Raw genomic sequence first — 14,441 nt, 5'->3', positions numbered from 1 at the left:
TATCACTTGGTGGCGCGTTCAGCCGCTTCAAGGGTGTTGACCAACAGCATGGTGATCGTCATGGGGCCCACACCACCAGGCACAGGGGTGATGTGGCTGGCGACTTGCTTCACGCCGTCAAAGTCCACGTCGCCGCACAGTTTGCCTTCTTCGTTGCGATTCATGCCCACGTCCAGCACCACCGCGCCGGGCTTGACCATGTCGGCCGTCAGCACGTTGCGCTTGCCCACAGCCGCCACGATCACGTCGGCTTGCAGGGTCAAGGCTTTGAGGTTTTGGGTGCGCGAGTGCGCGACCGTCACCGTGGCGTCATTTTGCAGCAGCATCAGTGCCATGGGTTTGCCCACAATGTTGCTGCGGCCAATGACCACGGCGTGTTTGCCGCGCAGGTCGTAGCCAATGCTCTCCAGCATCTTCATGCATCCATAGGGTGTGCAGGGCCAAAAGCCAGGCATGCCGGTCATGAGGGCCCCTGCGCTGGCGATGTGGAAGCCATCCACATCTTTGGCGGGGCTGATGGCTTCGATCACCTTTTGTGCGTCGATGTGCGCGGGCAGCGGCAGTTGCACCAAGATGCCGTGGATGGTCGGATCCTGGTTGAGCGCTTCCACACGGGCCAGCAGCTCGGCCTCGCTCATGTTCGCTTCGTATTTTTCCAGTACCGAGTGCAGCCCGCTGTCTTCGCAGGCCTTGACCTTGTTGCGCACATACACCTGGCTGGCCGGGTTGTCGCCCACCAGCACCACAGCCAGACCCGGCGTGACGCCTTTGGCCTTGAGGGCCTGGGCGCGGCTGGCGACCGCGGTGCGAAGTTGTTTGGAAAGCTGGTTGCCGTCGATCAGTTGGGCCGTCATGGGTGAAAACTCGAAAAGTCAGAGAAAAAATGCAAAACGCCCGACTTGTGCGGGCGTTTGGGTCGGGCGTGCTCGGTTCAGGCCTTGGGTGCGTTTTGCCCCAGCGCGATCTTGAGCAGGTCGGCCACGGTATTGGCGTTGAGCTTTTCCATGATGTTGGCGCGGTGCGCCTCTACCGTCTTGATGCTGATGCCCAAATCGTCGGCGATTTGTTTGTTCAGTCGCCCGGCGACGATCCGCTCGAGCACCTGGGCTTCCCGGCCTGTGAGTTTGGACAACAAGGCGTCACGGCTGGCAGCTTGTTGGTAATCGGCAAAGGAATCGCGGGCCTCGTCAAGCATGCGCTCAACCAAGCTCAAAAGTTCTTCTTCCTTGAAGGGCTTTTGGATGAAATCCATGGCGCCTTTTTTCATGGTGTTCACCGCCATGGGCACATCGCCGTGGCCGGTGATGAACACGATGGGCAGGGGCGAGCGCCGTTCAATCAAACGGTCCTGCAGCTCCATGCCGCTCATGCCGCCCATGCGAATGTCGGCAATCAAACAGGCCACTTCGCGCGGGTCGTAGCGGCTGATGAACGATTCGGCGCTGTCAAAGCAACGCACTCGGTAATCCTTGCCTTCCAGCAACCATTGCAAGGAATCACGCACGGCTTCGTCGTCATCGACAACGTACACAGTGCCTTTTTTTGGTATCAAACTCATTCGCTTACCCCAGTGGGTTGTGATGTGGTTCACCAGACTCGACCGGTATCCAAAAGGAGAAACGGCAGCCTGTGACTTCGTCGGCATTGTAGATGTTCTCGGCTTTGATCCTGCCTTGGTGCGATTCCACAATGCTTCGGCACAAATTCAAGCCAATGCCCATGCCTTCTACTTTGGTCGAGAAAAAGGCTTCATAAACCCGCTCAATCGACTCGGGTGGCAAGCCTGCGCCCGTGTCGGTGACCGAAAACTCCACCACCGATTGCTTGTCTATGGTCTTGGGCAGGATGCGCAATTCGACCTGACGTTGCTCTGGGGGGCGGTTGGCGTTGTCGATCGACTCGGCAGCGTTTTTCATCAAGTTCACCAGCACTTGCTCGATCAAGATCGGGTCGACCCACAGCTGAGGCAAGCGGGCCGCGATGTGGTGGGTTAGACGAACGTGGCGTCTGCGCAGCTCGATTTCTGCCAATTCCAGCGATTCGCTGACCATGGCCGAGACGTCGGACAGGGCGCGGTTGGGTTCGCTGCGTTTGACGAAACTGCGAATGCGCAAAATGATTTGTCCGGCCCTTTGGGCTTGGTGGGCGGTTTTTTCCAGAGCCCAGAGCAAGTCTTCTTCTTTGACTTGTTTGGCCTGTATGCGCGAGATCATGCCGCTGCAATAGTTGCTGATGGCGGTCAAGGGTTGGTTCAGCTCGTGCGCCACGCTGGACGCCATTTCGCCCATGGTGATCAAGCTGCTGGCGGTTTGCGCGCGCTCGGCTTGTTGGGCTGCCAGTTCTTCGGCTTGGCGCCGGGGCGTGATGTCGCTGGCAATGACCATTTGGGCCAAACGGCCGTCAGCCCAGTTGATGTAACGGGAGCGGACTTCCAGCCATTTGTTCAATTCGGGGACGAAAATTTCAGCATTTTCTGGTCCCACAACAGGCAAGCCCACGGTCGGCAGGCCGGCCATGTCATCCACGTCTTCAGAGGCCCTCTCGCCACTGTAGGCGCCTGCTTGCTGGACCAGCCGCAGGTGACCTTCAGTGTTTTGCCCAAACCATAAACGGTACAGCTTGTTGGCAAACAACAACTCTTCGCTGCCCAGAGGCGCCACCGACACCGAAGCGTCCAGCGCCTCCAGCACGATGGTGAAGCGCTCGTGGGAATTGGCCAGTTGTTCACGGATGCGGTTGGGCTCGGTGATGTCGGTCATCGAGGTCATCCAACCCGTTTGTTTGCCTGTGGCGTCAATCAAGGGGGAGACGTACATGCGCGCTTCAAACAACTGACCGTTCTTGCGTTTGACCCGGACTTGGAACCCCCCAGCCGAATGTTGTCCGCTGATTTCTTCTTCCAAGCGCCGCATCAACAGTTCACGGTCTTGTTCAGGCCAATAAGGAAAGGGGGCCACCGCGCCCACCAAGTCGGACTCACTCCAGCCCGTCATGTGGCAAAAACCCGGATTCACATAGGTGATGCGACCGCGCAAATCCAGCGCACGCATGCCCGTCAGCATGGAGTTTTCCATGGCGCGACGGAAGTTGGTCTCTGCCACCAAGGCTTTTTGAGCCTGCAACCGCCTGCGGGTGTGTCGCCAGTTGGCAATCAGCATCCAGGCGGTCATCGCACTGAGAACACTGACCAGCCAAAACAAGCCACTGCCCACCAGGCCCTGAGAGGTTCGCCAAGTTTGGGCACGCAAGACCAAGTCGTTGCCAACGGGTGAAACTGGAATTTCAAAGTCGTTGTGGGGCTTGTCGCTGCCGGGCAGCAAAGACCATAAAACGGCACGGGAGGCAATCGATTGGCCGGCCAGCAAGCGCCCTTCGCCGTCTTGCAAGGCCACGGCGTATTTGGCCAACACCTCGGTGGGAATGCCGTAGCGAAGCAGTCCCTCCATGCTGTATTGCGCCATGACAACCCCATTGAAGCGACCTTGGTCGTTGCTCAAAGGGGTGTGCAACTGCAACACGTTCATGGGCGTATCCCGCTCGGCCTCCACGGAGATCTGCCCATAAATGGGCTGCATCAAGTCTCTGGTCAAACTGAACAGGCTCTCTGTATCGCCTGTTTTCAAGGTGCTGCCCGTGCGCAATTGTTGGCTGGAGGAGATGCTGGAGATGCTTTGGTTGGCCACGATTCTGCGCCGTTCATCGATCCATGTCAGCGACAAAAACTCGGGGTACTGTTGCACCAACGACTCTGATCGGATCAAAAACTGTTCCAAGCGGATCTCGCGGTTAGAAACGTCCCTGGCCAATCGCATCACCTGTTCTTGCCGTTCCAGCAGACGAAGCCTCAGACGTTGCTGCGCGTATTCCACATCTCTTTTAATGGCTTCCTGCTCACGCTCGACTTCTTCGACCCTCAGATACCAGAATGCACTCGCAATGGCGGCCAGAAACAAGACCACCGCAGCGACCGGGGCCAGGTTGGCAAAACGGTCCTGTTTGTTGGGCGATTGGCGGCGCCACCAAGACAGCCACCATGTCCAAGGGCTCACTTTTTTCACAACCGACGTTGTTTTGTTCAATTCCATCGTCCGAGTTTAGAGGACGGACACGACAAAACCGTCAAGCCATGTGTGCCAGCTTTCTTTGAAAATTTCACAATACAAAACACATCCGCATAATTTGAAATAAAAAGAAAAATATGAGAAAATTTGAGACAGTTCTAAGGCCATGATTTTCAGGAGACAACTATGACAGCGGCAACACCTCAAAAAACGGTGCAAGACACAGACAGCCAAGAAACCCGTGAATGGATGGACGCGCTGTCGGCGGTCATTGAGAAAGCGGGCCCTGAGCGTGCCCACTTCTTGCTGGAAGGCCTGCTGGAAGAAGCCCGTCAGCACAGCATCGATTTGCCGTTTTCAGCCACGACGGGTTATGTCAACACCATTGAGCCCACCGAGGAAGCACGTTGCCCCGGCAACATCGAGATCGAAGAGCGGCTTCGCGCTTACATGCGCTGGAACGCCATGGCCATGGTGGTCAAGGCCAACCGACACAATCCTGCAGATGGCGGCGATTTGGGCGGCCACATTGGCTCCTTTGCATCGCTGGCCCACATGTTCGGCGCTGGGTTCAACCACTTTTGGCATGCCGAAAACGAAAACCACGGTGGCGATTGCCTCTACATTCAGGGCCACGTTTCCCCCGGTGTTTACGCGCGTGCTTACTTGGAAGGTCGCTTGACGGAAGAGCAGTTGCTCAATTTCCGTCAAGAAGTCGATGGCAACGGTCTGTCCAGCTACCCACACCCCAAACTCATGCCCGAGTTCTGGCAGTTCCCCACCGTGTCCATGGGCCTTGGCCCATTGATGGCCATTTACCAGGCGCGTTTCCTCAAATACTTGCATGCCCGTGGCATCGCCAACACCGAAAACCGCAAGGTCTGGGTGTTCTGCGGTGACGGCGAGATGGACGAAGTCGAATCATTGGGTGCCATTGGTTTGGCCGCCCGCGAGAACTTGGACAACCTGATTTTTGTCGTCAACTGCAACTTGCAGCGCCTGGACGGACCGGTGCGCGGCAACGGCAAGATCGTGCAAGAACTCGAAGGCGAATTCCGCGGTTCTGGCTGGAACGTCATCAAGCTGCTGTGGGGCAGCGAGTGGGACAGCTTGCTGGCCCGCGACAAGGACGGCGCCCTGCGCAAACTGATGATGGAAACCCTGGACGGCGACTACCAGGCTTTCAAAGCCAACGACGGCGCCTATGTCCGCAAGCACTTTTTTGGACGCGACCCGCGCACGCTGGACATGGTGGCGCACCTGTCGGACAACGACATCTGGAACCTCAAGCGTGGCGGTCACGACCCGCAAAAGGTCTATGCGGCCTACCACCAGGCGGTGAACACGAAGGGACAGCCCACTGTGTTGCTGATCAAGACCGTCAAAGGTTTTGGCATGGGCAAGGCGGGTGAGGGCAAGAACACGGTCCACCAGACCAAGAAGCTCACGGACGACGACATCAAGTACATGCGCGACCGCTTCAACATTCCGATTCCGGACAGCGAGTTGGCCAATATTCCTTTTTACAAGCCCGCTGACGACACGCCAGAGATGCGTTATCTGCACGAGCGGCGCCAAGCGCTGGGTGGTTATTTGCCCAAGCGCCGCGCCAAGGCCGAAGAGAGCTTCACCGTGCCTTCGCTCGACACCTTCAAGGCCGTGATGGAGCCGACTGCCGAAGGCCGTGAAATCTCCACCACCCAGGCTTATGTGCGTTTCTTGACGCAACTGCTGCGCGATCAAGCCCTGGGCCCACGCGTGGTGCCGATTCTGGTGGACGAAGCCCGCACTTTCGGTATGGAAGGCTTGTTCCGTCAGATCGGTATTTACAACCCCGCAGGTCAGCAGTACACCCCGGTCGACAAAGACCAGGTCATGTACTACAAAGAAGACAAAGCGGGCCAAATCTTGCAAGAAGGCATCAACGAAGCCGGCGGCATGTCGAGCTGGATCGCGGCGGCCACCAGCTACAGCACCAGCAACCGCATCATGGTGCCGTTCTACGTGTACTACTCGATGTTTGGCTTCCAGCGCATTGGCGACCTGGCTTGGGCGGCGGGCGACATGCAGGCGCGCGGTTTCTTGTTGGGCGGCACATCGGGCCGCACCACGCTCAACGGCGAAGGCTTGCAGCACGAAGACGGTCACAGCCACATCATGGCCAACACCATCCCCAACTGCGTGTCTTATGACCCTACCTTCGCACACGAAGTGGGTGTCATCCTTCACCATGGCTTGAAGCGCATGGTCGAGAAGCAAGACAACGTCTTTTATTACATCACCCTGCTGAACGAAAACTATGCCATGCCAGGTCTCACGCCTGGCACCGAAGAGCAGATCATCAAAGGCATGTATTTGTGCAAGCCAGGTGCTGCGGGTGACAAGCGCGTGCAGTTGTTGGGCTCGGGCACCATCTTGCGCGAATCCATTGCCGCGCAAACCTTGCTGGCCACGGATTGGGGCATTCAAGCGGACGTTTGGAGCTGCCCCAGCTTCAACGAACTGACCCGCGACGGTCAAGACGCCGAGCGCCACAACATGTTGCACCCCATGGACGCCCCTCGCGTGTCCTTTGTGGGCCAACAACTGACCAAGCACAGCGGCCCGGTGGTCGCTTCAACCGATTACATGAAGGCCTATGCCGAGCAGATTCGTCCTTTCATTCCGAAAGACCGCACCTACAAAGTGTTGGGCACCGACGGATTCGGCCGCTCTGATTTCCGCAGCAAGCTGCGAGAGCACTTTGAAGTCAACCGCCACTACATCGTGGTGGCCGCCCTCAAAGCATTGAGCGAAGACGGTGCTGTGCCCGTCAGCCAAGTGGCCGATGCGATCAAAAAGTACGGTATCAATACCGACAAAATCAACCCGCTGTACGCATAAAAGCTGGAGACAAACATGGCATTGGTAGAAGTTCAAGTCCCGGACATCGGGGATTTCGATGAAGTGACCGTCATTGAGTTGATGGTCAAGGTGGGCGATACGGTCAAGGCCGAGCAATCGCTGATCACTGTGGAGTCCGACAAAGCCTCGATGGAAATTCCATCGAGCACGGCTGGCGTCGTGAAAGAAATGCGCGTCGCTTTGGGTGAAAAAGTCAAGCAAGGCTCCATCGTGTTGGTGGTCGAAGCTGCTGGTGCGGCTGTTGCTGCGCCTGCCGTTGCAGCTTTTGCAGCGCCTGCCGTTGCTGCTGTCGCTGCGGCTCCGGCAGCGCCTGTCGCTGTGGCAGCCCAGGTTGTCTCAGGTCCTGTACAAGTGCATGTGCCTGACATTGGCGACTTCAAAGACGTGGTGGTCATTGAGGTCATGGTCAAGCCTGGCGATGCCATCAAGGTCGAGCAATCCTTGATCACGGTCGAGTCGGACAAAGCGGCGATGGAAATCCCTTCCTCGCATGCTGGCGTGCTCAAAGAGCTCAAAATCAAATTGGGCGACAAGGTCAACATTGGCGACTTGTTGGCTATTTTGGAAGGCACCGTGGCGGCTGCAGCTGCGCCTGTGGCGGCTGCAGCTGCGCCTGTCGCGGCTGTGGCTGCGGCAGTGGCCTCGACGCTCGCTGCTGCGCCAACGCCCCTGGCGGCTGCCGCAGTGGCTGCGCCTGCCCACGCCCCCGGTGGCAACACGGTGGGCTTGCCCCACGCGTCACCCTCGGTGCGCAAGTTCGCCCGAGAGCTGGGCGTGCCGCTCGAAGAAGTCAAAGGCTCAGGCCTCAAAGGCCGTATCACCGAGGGCGATGTGCATGCCTTCACCAAGGCCGTCATGTCGGGCGCTGCGCAAACGAAGGCCCAGGCGGCCAAAGCGCCTGCAGCTTCGGGCGGTGACGGCGCAGCTTTGGGCCTGATCCCTTGGCCCAACGTCGACTTTGCCAAGTTCGGCCCCATCGAGCGCAAAGAAATGGGCCGCATCAAGAAGATCAGCGGCGCGAACTTGCTTCGCAATGCCATCATGATTCCGGCCGTCACCAACCACGACGATGCCGACATCACCGACCTAGAAGCTTTCCGTGTTTCGACCAACAAAGAGAACGAGAAGTCGGGCGTCAAAGTGACGATGCTGGCCTTCTTGATCAAGGCTTGCGTGGCCGCGCTCAAGAAATACCCCGAGTTCAACAGCTCGCTCGACGGTGATGCGCTGGTCTACAAAAACTACTGGCACATCGGCTTTGCCGCTGACACGCCCAATGGTTTGATGGTGCCCGTCATCCGCGATTGCGACAAAAAAGGCGTGCTGCAAATCAGCCAGGAAATGGGGGAGCTGGCCAAGAAGGCGCGAGAAGGCAAACTCAGTCCTGCAGAAATGTCGGGCGCCACTTTCACCATCTCCAGCCTCGGCGGCATTGGCGGTAAGTACTTCACGCCCATCATCAACGCGCCCGAAGTGGCGATTCTCGGTGTGTGCAAAAGCACCATGGAGCCTGTCTGGGACGGCAAGCAGTTTGTGCCCCGCTTGATGCTGCCCCTGTCTTTGACATGGGACCACCGCGTCATCGATGGCGCCGCAGCGGCACGCTTCAACGCGTTCCTGGGACAAATCCTCAGCGACTTCCGTCGGGTATTACTCTAATCCTTGGGGGCGGACCAAAGCGCAGCTTTGCTCGGCCTCCAACCTCTTGAGAAGAACATGACACTCATAGATATCCAAGTCCCCGACATTGGCGATTTCGACGAAGTCACCGTGATCGAGTTGATGGTCAAGGTGGGCGACACCGTCAAAACTGACCAGAGTCTGATCACTGTAGAGAGCGACAAAGCCTCCATGGAAATTCCTTGCAGCCACGGCGGCGTGGTCCAAGAACTCAAAGTCAAGCTCGGCGACAAGGTCAAGCAAGGCTCTGTGGTGTTGGTGCTGGACGGCGAGGGCGCTGCCGCGGCCCCGGCCCCTGCAGCCGCTTCCGCTCCAGCGGCTGCACCAGCACCAGCACCTGCTCCAGCCCCTGTTGCAGCAGCCCCCGCACCCACTGCCTCTTCCTTTGGCGAGAACTATGCAGGGGTGGCCGACATCGCGTGCGATGTGCTCGTCTTGGGCGGCGGCCCCGGCGGTTACTCGGCAGCCTTTCGCGCAGCCGATCTTGGCTTGAACGTCGTCATCGTTGAGCGATACGCCACCTTGGGTGGCGTGTGCCTCAACGTGGGTTGCATCCCCTCCAAAGCCTTGCTGCACGTTGCAGCCGTGATTGATGAAGTCAGCCACATGGCCGACCTCGGTGTGGACTTTGGCAAACCGGTGGTCAACATCGACAAGCTGCGCGGCCATAAAGAAAAAGTCATTGGCAAACTCACCGGCGGCTTGGCGGCCATGGCTAAGATGCGCAAGGTCACCACCGTGCGCGGTTTGGGCCAGTTCGTCGGTGCCAATCACCTCGAAGTGTCTGAGACCACAGGAACAGCACAAGAACAAAACGGCAGCAAAAAAGTGATTGCCTTCAAGAAGGCCATCATCGCTGCGGGCTCGCAAGCGGTGCGCTTGCCTTTCATGCCCAACGATCCTCGCGTGGTGGACAGCACCGGGGCTTTGGAACTCAAAGAAGTGCCCAAACGCATGCTGATTTTGGGCGGCGGCATCATCGGCCTGGAAATGGGCACGGTTTACAGCACGCTGGGCGCACGCCTCGATGTGGTGGAAATGATGGACGGCCTCATGCAAGGCGCTGACCGCGACTTGGTCAAAGTCTGGCAAAAGATGAACGCCAAGCGCTTTGACCACATCATGCTCAAGACCAAGACCGTGTCCGCACGCGCCTTACCTGAAGGCATTGAAGTGACTTTCGAAAGCGCCGAACCCGGCGGCACCGCCCCCGCGCCGCAGGTGTACGACCTGGTGTTGCAAGCCGTGGGCCGCACGCCCAACGGCAAAAAACTCGCCGCTGAAAAAGCTGGCGTGTCTGTGACCGACCGTGGCTTCATCAACGTCGACATTCAAATGCGCACCAACGTGCCGCACATCTTTGCCATTGGCGACATCGTGGGCCAGCCCATGTTGGCGCACAAAGCGGTGCATGAAGCCCACGTCGCGGCCGAAGTCATTGCGGGCGAACTGCAAGGCAACAAAGAGTTGGCAGCCGCGGCGTTCAACGCCCGCGTGATTCCCAGCGTGGCCTACACCGACCCCGAAGTGGCGTGGGTGGGCCTGACCGAAGACCAGGCCAAAGCGCAAGGCATCAAGGTGAAAAAGGGCTTGTTCCCTTGGTCGGCTTCAGGCCGCGCCATTGCCAACGGACGCGACGAAGGTGTGACCAAGCTGCTGTTTGACGATTCACCCGAGGCCCATGGCCACGGCAAGATCTTGGGCGGCGGCATGGTGGGCACACACGCGGGCGACATGATTGGCGAGATCGCTCTGGCGATTGAGATGGGCGCAGACGCGGTGGACATCGGCAAAACCATCCACCCCCACCCCACGCTGGGTGAAAGCATTGGCATGGCGGCGGAGGTGGCGCACGGTAGCTGCACGGACTTGCCGCCAGCGAAGAAGTAAACGCTTCGCGCTGCAAACAAAGAAGCCCGGACGGGAAACCGTCCGGGCTTTTTGCTGGAGGCGCACTGCAGGTTTTTGGTTTCCCTTACGCCGAGGTGGCTCGCGAACGCTTGGTGTCGCGCTTGAGCCGAATTTCGACAGTCCTACCCACTGCGCTGGCCGCTTTGACCAAGGTGTCGAGCTGGATGGACAGGTTGCTCGGGTCCAGTACGCGGTCCAATTGGGAGCGACTGGTGGCCATGCGCTGTGCCATGTTCACTTTGCTGAGTTTGCCGCTTTGCATGGCGTCGTCCAGTTGCTCGGCCAATGCGCGTTTGAGCGCACGGGCCTGCACTTCTTCATAAATACCGTCCTCTTTGAGGAAGTCATCAAAACTGCTGCCCGTGTGGGGATTGACGTTAGTTGCTTTGGCCATTGATCCACTCCTTCAAGCGTTTGGTTGCCAGTTCAATATCGGCGGGGTTGGTTTGCTGGGTCTTCTTGACAAAGGCATGCAGCAAAATCATTTCGGACTCCTCCACAGCAAAAAGCACGCGTGCTATCCGGTTTCCGATCTTGCTGCGAACCTCCCAGATTGGTCCTCGCAAATGATCGACCCGTGGTTTGCCTATGGGCCATTTGTATTGGACATAGGCAATGTCCTCACCTACGGTTTGGCGATCTGCTTTGTCCAAAGTCTTCAGCCATTCGCGCACTGGCTCGCTGCCGGATTCATTCCGGTAGAAGATTGCAGGGATTTTTCTGCTTGAAGACATCAGTTAAGTGTACCTTATAAAGTACTTTTAAATGCGTGTCTGCTAGTGACCTTGGCTTCATCAAAGTCGACATTCAAATGTGCTCCAATCAGCCGCACATCTTTGACATTGGTGACAATCGGCAAAACCATCCTCCCCATCCCTCGCTGGGCGAGAGCATCGGCAAGGCGGCAGAGGTGGCCAGGGACACGTTCCTAAGGTGATGAGGGTTATGACTGGGAATTTCACATTCCGAGTTTTCATGCCCCCGAAAAGTCTTTTTCCAGCTCTCGCTGCAAGGTGATCCAGGCTTGGTCAAAACTGAGTTTTTGGGACAAGGGGGTTCCAGGCTCCACCACTCGCCAAAACGGCGGCAAATCGGCCAGCGAGACATTTCTCTCGTTGTGCTCCTCCCACGCGTACTCGGCCACAATTCTCAAAAATATGGACGTCGAGACGGGGCACGTGGCATCACAGGCTTGCGCTTGGGCAATTTTTTGACGAAATAGCTGCAGCGAAACCGTTTCGCCGGGTCGAATTTTTCTGAGTTCATCTGCAATTTCCTGCGGGCTGGAAATGTGCAGTTTTGAGCCGCTTTTCACGCCCGCGAAGTCTTTTTCAAGAACAACATGGTGCGGTGGCTTGGTGGCCATTTTGTCTTTCCAAGTTTTTTGAGCTCTTGGCATGGTCATTGAATGAGAAGTGATGAAGTTTTGATTTTCTTCGCTCAGTTGAGCCGTGCAAATAATGCCAGGGAAACCCCTTATTTTTATGGAATTACCCGGGTCCCACTGCGCAATGCTGACACCGATCGCGTGGTAGCTTGGGTGGGCCTGCAGGAAGACCAAGATCAGCGGCATGCGGCTTTTTTCTTCCTGCTGCCTGCGCTAGCCGGTTTACAGTCACGGCTATGAATCCCGTCCCTCGTCATGTCTTGCCCGTTTTGGTGCTGGCCCAATTTGCTGGAACCTCTTTGTGGTTTGCGGTCAATGCCGTCATGCCCGATTTGCAGCAAGCCTTTGGCTGGCCTGCCACCGCTGTGGGCAGCCTGACCTCTGCTTTGCAATGGGGTTTTATTCTGGGCACTTTGGTGTTTGCCTTGTTGGCTTTGGCGGACCGGTTTCGGGCCACACGGGTGTTTTTGTGTTGTGCCATGGCAGGCGCGGCGTGCACCGTTGGGGCTTGGGCCATGGTGTCGGACTTCACGGCGCTGCTCTTTTGGCGCTTTGCGAGCGGGTTCTTCATGGCCGGTATTTACCCTGTGGGCATGAAGATCGCGTCGCAGTGGTATCGGCAAGGGCTGGGTTCGGCGCTGGGTTATTTGTTGGGCGCCTTGGTGCTGGGTTCGGCCAGTGCGCATGGTCTTCGGGCCGTTGCCGATGCCTTGCCCTGGCCCAGCATCATGTTGGGCGTGGCCGCTTTGGCTGCAGCAGGTGGCTTGCTGATCCTGACGCTGGGTGAGCCACCGCAAGCGCCGGTGCGCGTGAGCACGCTGCAGTGGTCAGCGATGGCCACGATGTGGACCGATGCTCGGGTGCGAAGCTCTGTCCTGGGCTACTTCGGACACATGTGGGAGCTCTACACGCTGTGGGTCCTGGTGCCCCTGATTTTGAGCACCCGTTTGTTGGGCGTGGGCTTGTCCTGGATGGCTTTTGCGGTTTTGGGCAGTGGCGCTGTGGGCTGTGTGTTGGGCGGGCATGCGGCTCAGCGCTGGGGCAGTGCGCGGGTGGCTGCTTTTTTCTTGGGCGTCAGCGGATTGTGTTGCCTGTTGGCACCGTGGCTGCTGCACGCCAGCGATGCCATCTTTTACGCATGGCTGTTGGTGTGGGGAGTCAGCGTGGCTGGAGATTCTCCCCAGTTCTCTACGCTGACCGCCCGCAATGCGCCACCGCAGGCGGTGGGCACGGTGCTGACGCTCACCAACTGCATCGGGTTCTCCATCAGCACGCTGAGCATCTTGTTGTTTGTGGCTCTGACCGATGGGGTGCCCTTGGGCTGGTTGCTCACAGGTTTGGCCTTGGGGCCGGTGCTGGGCTTATGGGCTTTGCGTTTGTTGGTGCGAGAGCGCGCTTGAGGCTTCGCCCTTAGGCGAACACCTCAGGACTTTAGCCGTCTGTGCACTCCCCGTCTTCTTCACTGCACATGGCGGCCAAGAAAGCTTGATCCAGCGCCTGGCCTGGCAGCAACAGCTCTTCGTTGGGCCAGCGCTTGACCAAATGGCCGTTGGCCACGCCGCCGTTATGGGGGGCTTGGTAGGCGCGGCGGTGTTGCATGGTGACGCCCTTGTTGCCATTTGCAATGATTCGGCTTTCGCCCAAGGCCCAAGGCTCAAAGTAGGCATTGGCCGCGGCATCGACATGGCGGAAATAGGCTCGGGCCCCTTCGGCATTCAGTTTTTTGCGCACGGTGCGCGTGATCAGGCCTTGCAATTGGTCAAGCGCTGCACCGTCCATTTGGTTCAATGCGTCTGCGCTCATGTCTTGCGATGCCAAAGAAGCTGACATGGCCAATTCAGCAGGCAAAACCTGCACCATGGCTTTCACCACATCGCGATGGGGAGCCACCGCAGTGGCGACACCACGAGTTTGCGGCTGAATGGGGCAGCGAATTTCCACGAAGCGCGGCTTGATGGGGTCCGTGCAGCCGTCGTGGTGGTAGTACTCGCCTTGACTCAGACGCCCCTTGCTGGAGCGGCCACGTACATCGCGGTAGGTGGGGTGCTCTGTGTGCAGGTTCAGGCAAATGACCAAGCCCGTGTCATCGACCAATTGGTAAAAGGCTTCGCGCCATGGCGGTGACAGCAGTTGCTCGTGGAGGTAATCACGGGTCTTGGGCGGTACATCGTTGACATCTTCGCCCTCAATCACAAGCACAAAAGGCTTTGGGCGACGGACACGCCAGCGTGTATTGGCAAAAGACATGAGAGCGACTGTGGACGCTGCAATCGCAGACTTATCAGGTGCCAGGCTTAAGGACATGGTTTTGCAGTGAGGGCTTACGAAGGGGGCCCCAATGAGAGGGGCGTGCAGTTGAGATTTTAGGGCGCGAAATTTTGCGGCAGCACATGCCACAAGCCCCCAGGGATTCACGCCCAAAATTCCCTGAGATTCCTTGCGGTCATGTTGTAATTTTTATTTATTTAATCATTTAACAGTCATTAAAATATAAAAAA

General features: G+C 57.9%; 12 protein-coding genes. 5 read left to right on the top strand and 7 right to left on the bottom strand.

The features are described from left to right. Positions 1 to 2: 2 nt before the first annotated feature. The 3 genes from folD to B472_RS01015 all read right to left on the bottom strand — a co-directional run bounded on the left by folD (position 3) and on the right by B472_RS01015 (position 4,085). The gene (gene folD, locus B472_RS01025; protein ID WP_019427965.1) at positions 3 to 854 is read right to left on the bottom strand and encodes a bifunctional methylenetetrahydrofolate dehydrogenase/methenyltetrahydrofolate cyclohydrolase FolD; all 852 of its coding nucleotides are present in this window, start codon (positions 852 to 854) and stop codon (positions 3 to 5) included. 77 nt (positions 855 to 931) lie between these two features. Beyond that, on the bottom strand, positions 932 to 1,558 hold the full coding sequence (locus B472_RS01020; RefSeq protein ID WP_019427964.1) for a response regulator transcription factor: 627 nt from the start codon (positions 1,556 to 1,558) through the stop codon (positions 932 to 934). Between the two features lie 4 nt (positions 1,559 to 1,562). Further along, a complete protein-coding gene (locus tag B472_RS01015) occupies positions 1,563 to 4,085 on the bottom strand; it encodes a PAS domain S-box protein (protein ID WP_019427963.1) in 2,523 nt (840 codons plus the stop codon). Positions 4,086 to 4,247: 162 nt separating this feature from the next. Here B472_RS01015 and aceE point away from each other — a divergent pair, with 162 nt between their 5' ends. From aceE to lpdA, 3 genes are read left to right on the top strand one after another with little or no spacing between them, the layout of a single operon-like run. Continuing rightward, positions 4,248 to 6,944 carry a pyruvate dehydrogenase (acetyl-transferring), homodimeric type gene (gene aceE / locus B472_RS01010; RefSeq protein ID WP_019427962.1) on the top strand — a complete coding sequence of 899 codons (2,697 nt, stop codon included), beginning with the start codon at positions 4,248 to 4,250 and terminating at the stop codon, positions 6,942 to 6,944. Between the two features lie 15 nt (positions 6,945 to 6,959). Beyond that, positions 6,960 to 8,624 (top strand): dihydrolipoyllysine-residue acetyltransferase, encoded by a 1,665-nt coding sequence (aceF, locus tag B472_RS01005; RefSeq protein ID WP_019427961.1) that lies wholly within the window; start codon positions 6,960 to 6,962, stop codon positions 8,622 to 8,624. A gap of 57 nt (positions 8,625 to 8,681) precedes the next feature. Further along, positions 8,682 to 10,535 (top strand): dihydrolipoyl dehydrogenase, encoded by a 1,854-nt coding sequence (gene lpdA, locus B472_RS01000; RefSeq protein ID WP_019427960.1) that lies wholly within the window; start codon positions 8,682 to 8,684, stop codon positions 10,533 to 10,535. An 85-nt stretch (positions 10,536 to 10,620) separates the two neighbouring features. Here lpdA and B472_RS00995 read toward each other — a convergent pair whose 3' ends face one another. From B472_RS00995 to B472_RS00985, 3 genes are all read right to left on the bottom strand, one after another. Further along, the gene (locus B472_RS00995; RefSeq protein WP_019427959.1) at positions 10,621 to 10,950 is read right to left on the bottom strand and encodes an XRE family transcriptional regulator; all 330 of its coding nucleotides are present in this window, start codon (positions 10,948 to 10,950) and stop codon (positions 10,621 to 10,623) included. Continuing rightward, positions 10,934 to 11,290 (bottom strand): type II toxin-antitoxin system RelE/ParE family toxin, encoded by a 357-nt coding sequence (locus B472_RS00990; protein ID WP_019427958.1) that lies wholly within the window; start codon positions 11,288 to 11,290, stop codon positions 10,934 to 10,936. Before B472_RS00990 ends, B472_RS00995 begins: the two co-directional genes overlap by 17 nt. A 239-nt stretch (positions 11,291 to 11,529) precedes the next feature. After that, on the bottom strand, positions 11,530 to 11,922 hold the full coding sequence (locus B472_RS00985; RefSeq protein ID WP_133176044.1) for a hypothetical protein: 393 nt from the start codon (positions 11,920 to 11,922) through the stop codon (positions 11,530 to 11,532). Between the two features lie 42 nt (positions 11,923 to 11,964). Between B472_RS00985 and B472_RS00980 the strand changes: the two genes are divergently transcribed. Both B472_RS00980 and B472_RS00975 read left to right on the top strand, forming a co-directional pair. Beyond that, entirely contained in the window at positions 11,965 to 12,183 is a 219-nt protein-coding gene (locus tag B472_RS00980) for a hypothetical protein (RefSeq protein WP_019427955.1), read from the top strand. Then, entirely contained in the window at positions 12,180 to 13,343 is a 1,164-nt protein-coding gene (locus B472_RS00975) for an MFS transporter (protein ID WP_019427954.1), read from the top strand. The genes B472_RS00980 and B472_RS00975 overlap by 4 nt, the downstream gene beginning before the upstream one ends. 31 nt (positions 13,344 to 13,374) lie before the next feature. Here B472_RS00975 and B472_RS00970 read toward each other — a convergent pair whose 3' ends face one another. Then, complete coding sequence (locus B472_RS00970) at positions 13,375 to 14,190, bottom strand: hypothetical protein (RefSeq protein WP_019427953.1); 816 nt, start codon at positions 14,188 to 14,190, stop codon at positions 13,375 to 13,377. Positions 14,191 to 14,441 lie beyond the last annotated feature (251 nt).

Source organism: Limnohabitans sp. Rim28 (assembly GCF_000293865.2).
Lineage (GTDB): Bacteria > Pseudomonadota > Gammaproteobacteria > Burkholderiales > Burkholderiaceae_C > Limnohabitans_A.
This window is presented reverse-complemented; position numbering and strand designations above follow the sequence as displayed.

Coding starts and splice junctions, on each gene's coding strand:
- lpdA (WP_019427960.1), top strand. CDS start 8,682: ATGACACTCATAGATATCCAAGTCCCCGACATTGGCGATTTCGACGAA.
- B472_RS00975 (WP_019427954.1), top strand. CDS start 12,180: ATGAATCCCGTCCCTCGTCATGTCTTGCCCGTTTTGGTGCTGGCCCAA.
- B472_RS00980 (WP_019427955.1), top strand. CDS start 11,965: ATGAGAAGTGATGAAGTTTTGATTTTCTTCGCTCAGTTGAGCCGTGCA.
- B472_RS00990 (WP_019427958.1), bottom strand. CDS start 11,290: ATGTCTTCAAGCAGAAAAATCCCTGCAATCTTCTACCGGAATGAATCC.
- B472_RS00970 (WP_019427953.1), bottom strand. CDS start 14,190: ATGTCTTTTGCCAATACACGCTGGCGTGTCCGTCGCCCAAAGCCTTTT.
- B472_RS01020 (WP_019427964.1), bottom strand. CDS start 1,558: ATGAGTTTGATACCAAAAAAAGGCACTGTGTACGTTGTCGATGACGAC.
- aceF (WP_019427961.1), top strand. CDS start 6,960: ATGGCATTGGTAGAAGTTCAAGTCCCGGACATCGGGGATTTCGATGAA.
- B472_RS00995 (WP_019427959.1), bottom strand. CDS start 10,950: ATGGCCAAAGCAACTAACGTCAATCCCCACACGGGCAGCAGTTTTGAT.
- aceE (WP_019427962.1), top strand. CDS start 4,248: ATGACAGCGGCAACACCTCAAAAAACGGTGCAAGACACAGACAGCCAA.
- B472_RS01015 (WP_019427963.1), bottom strand. CDS start 4,085: ATGGAATTGAACAAAACAACGTCGGTTGTGAAAAAAGTGAGCCCTTGG.
- B472_RS00985 (WP_133176044.1), bottom strand. CDS start 11,922: ATGGCCACCAAGCCACCGCACCATGTTGTTCTTGAAAAAGACTTCGCG.
- folD (WP_019427965.1), bottom strand. CDS start 854: ATGACGGCCCAACTGATCGACGGCAACCAGCTTTCCAAACAACTTCGC.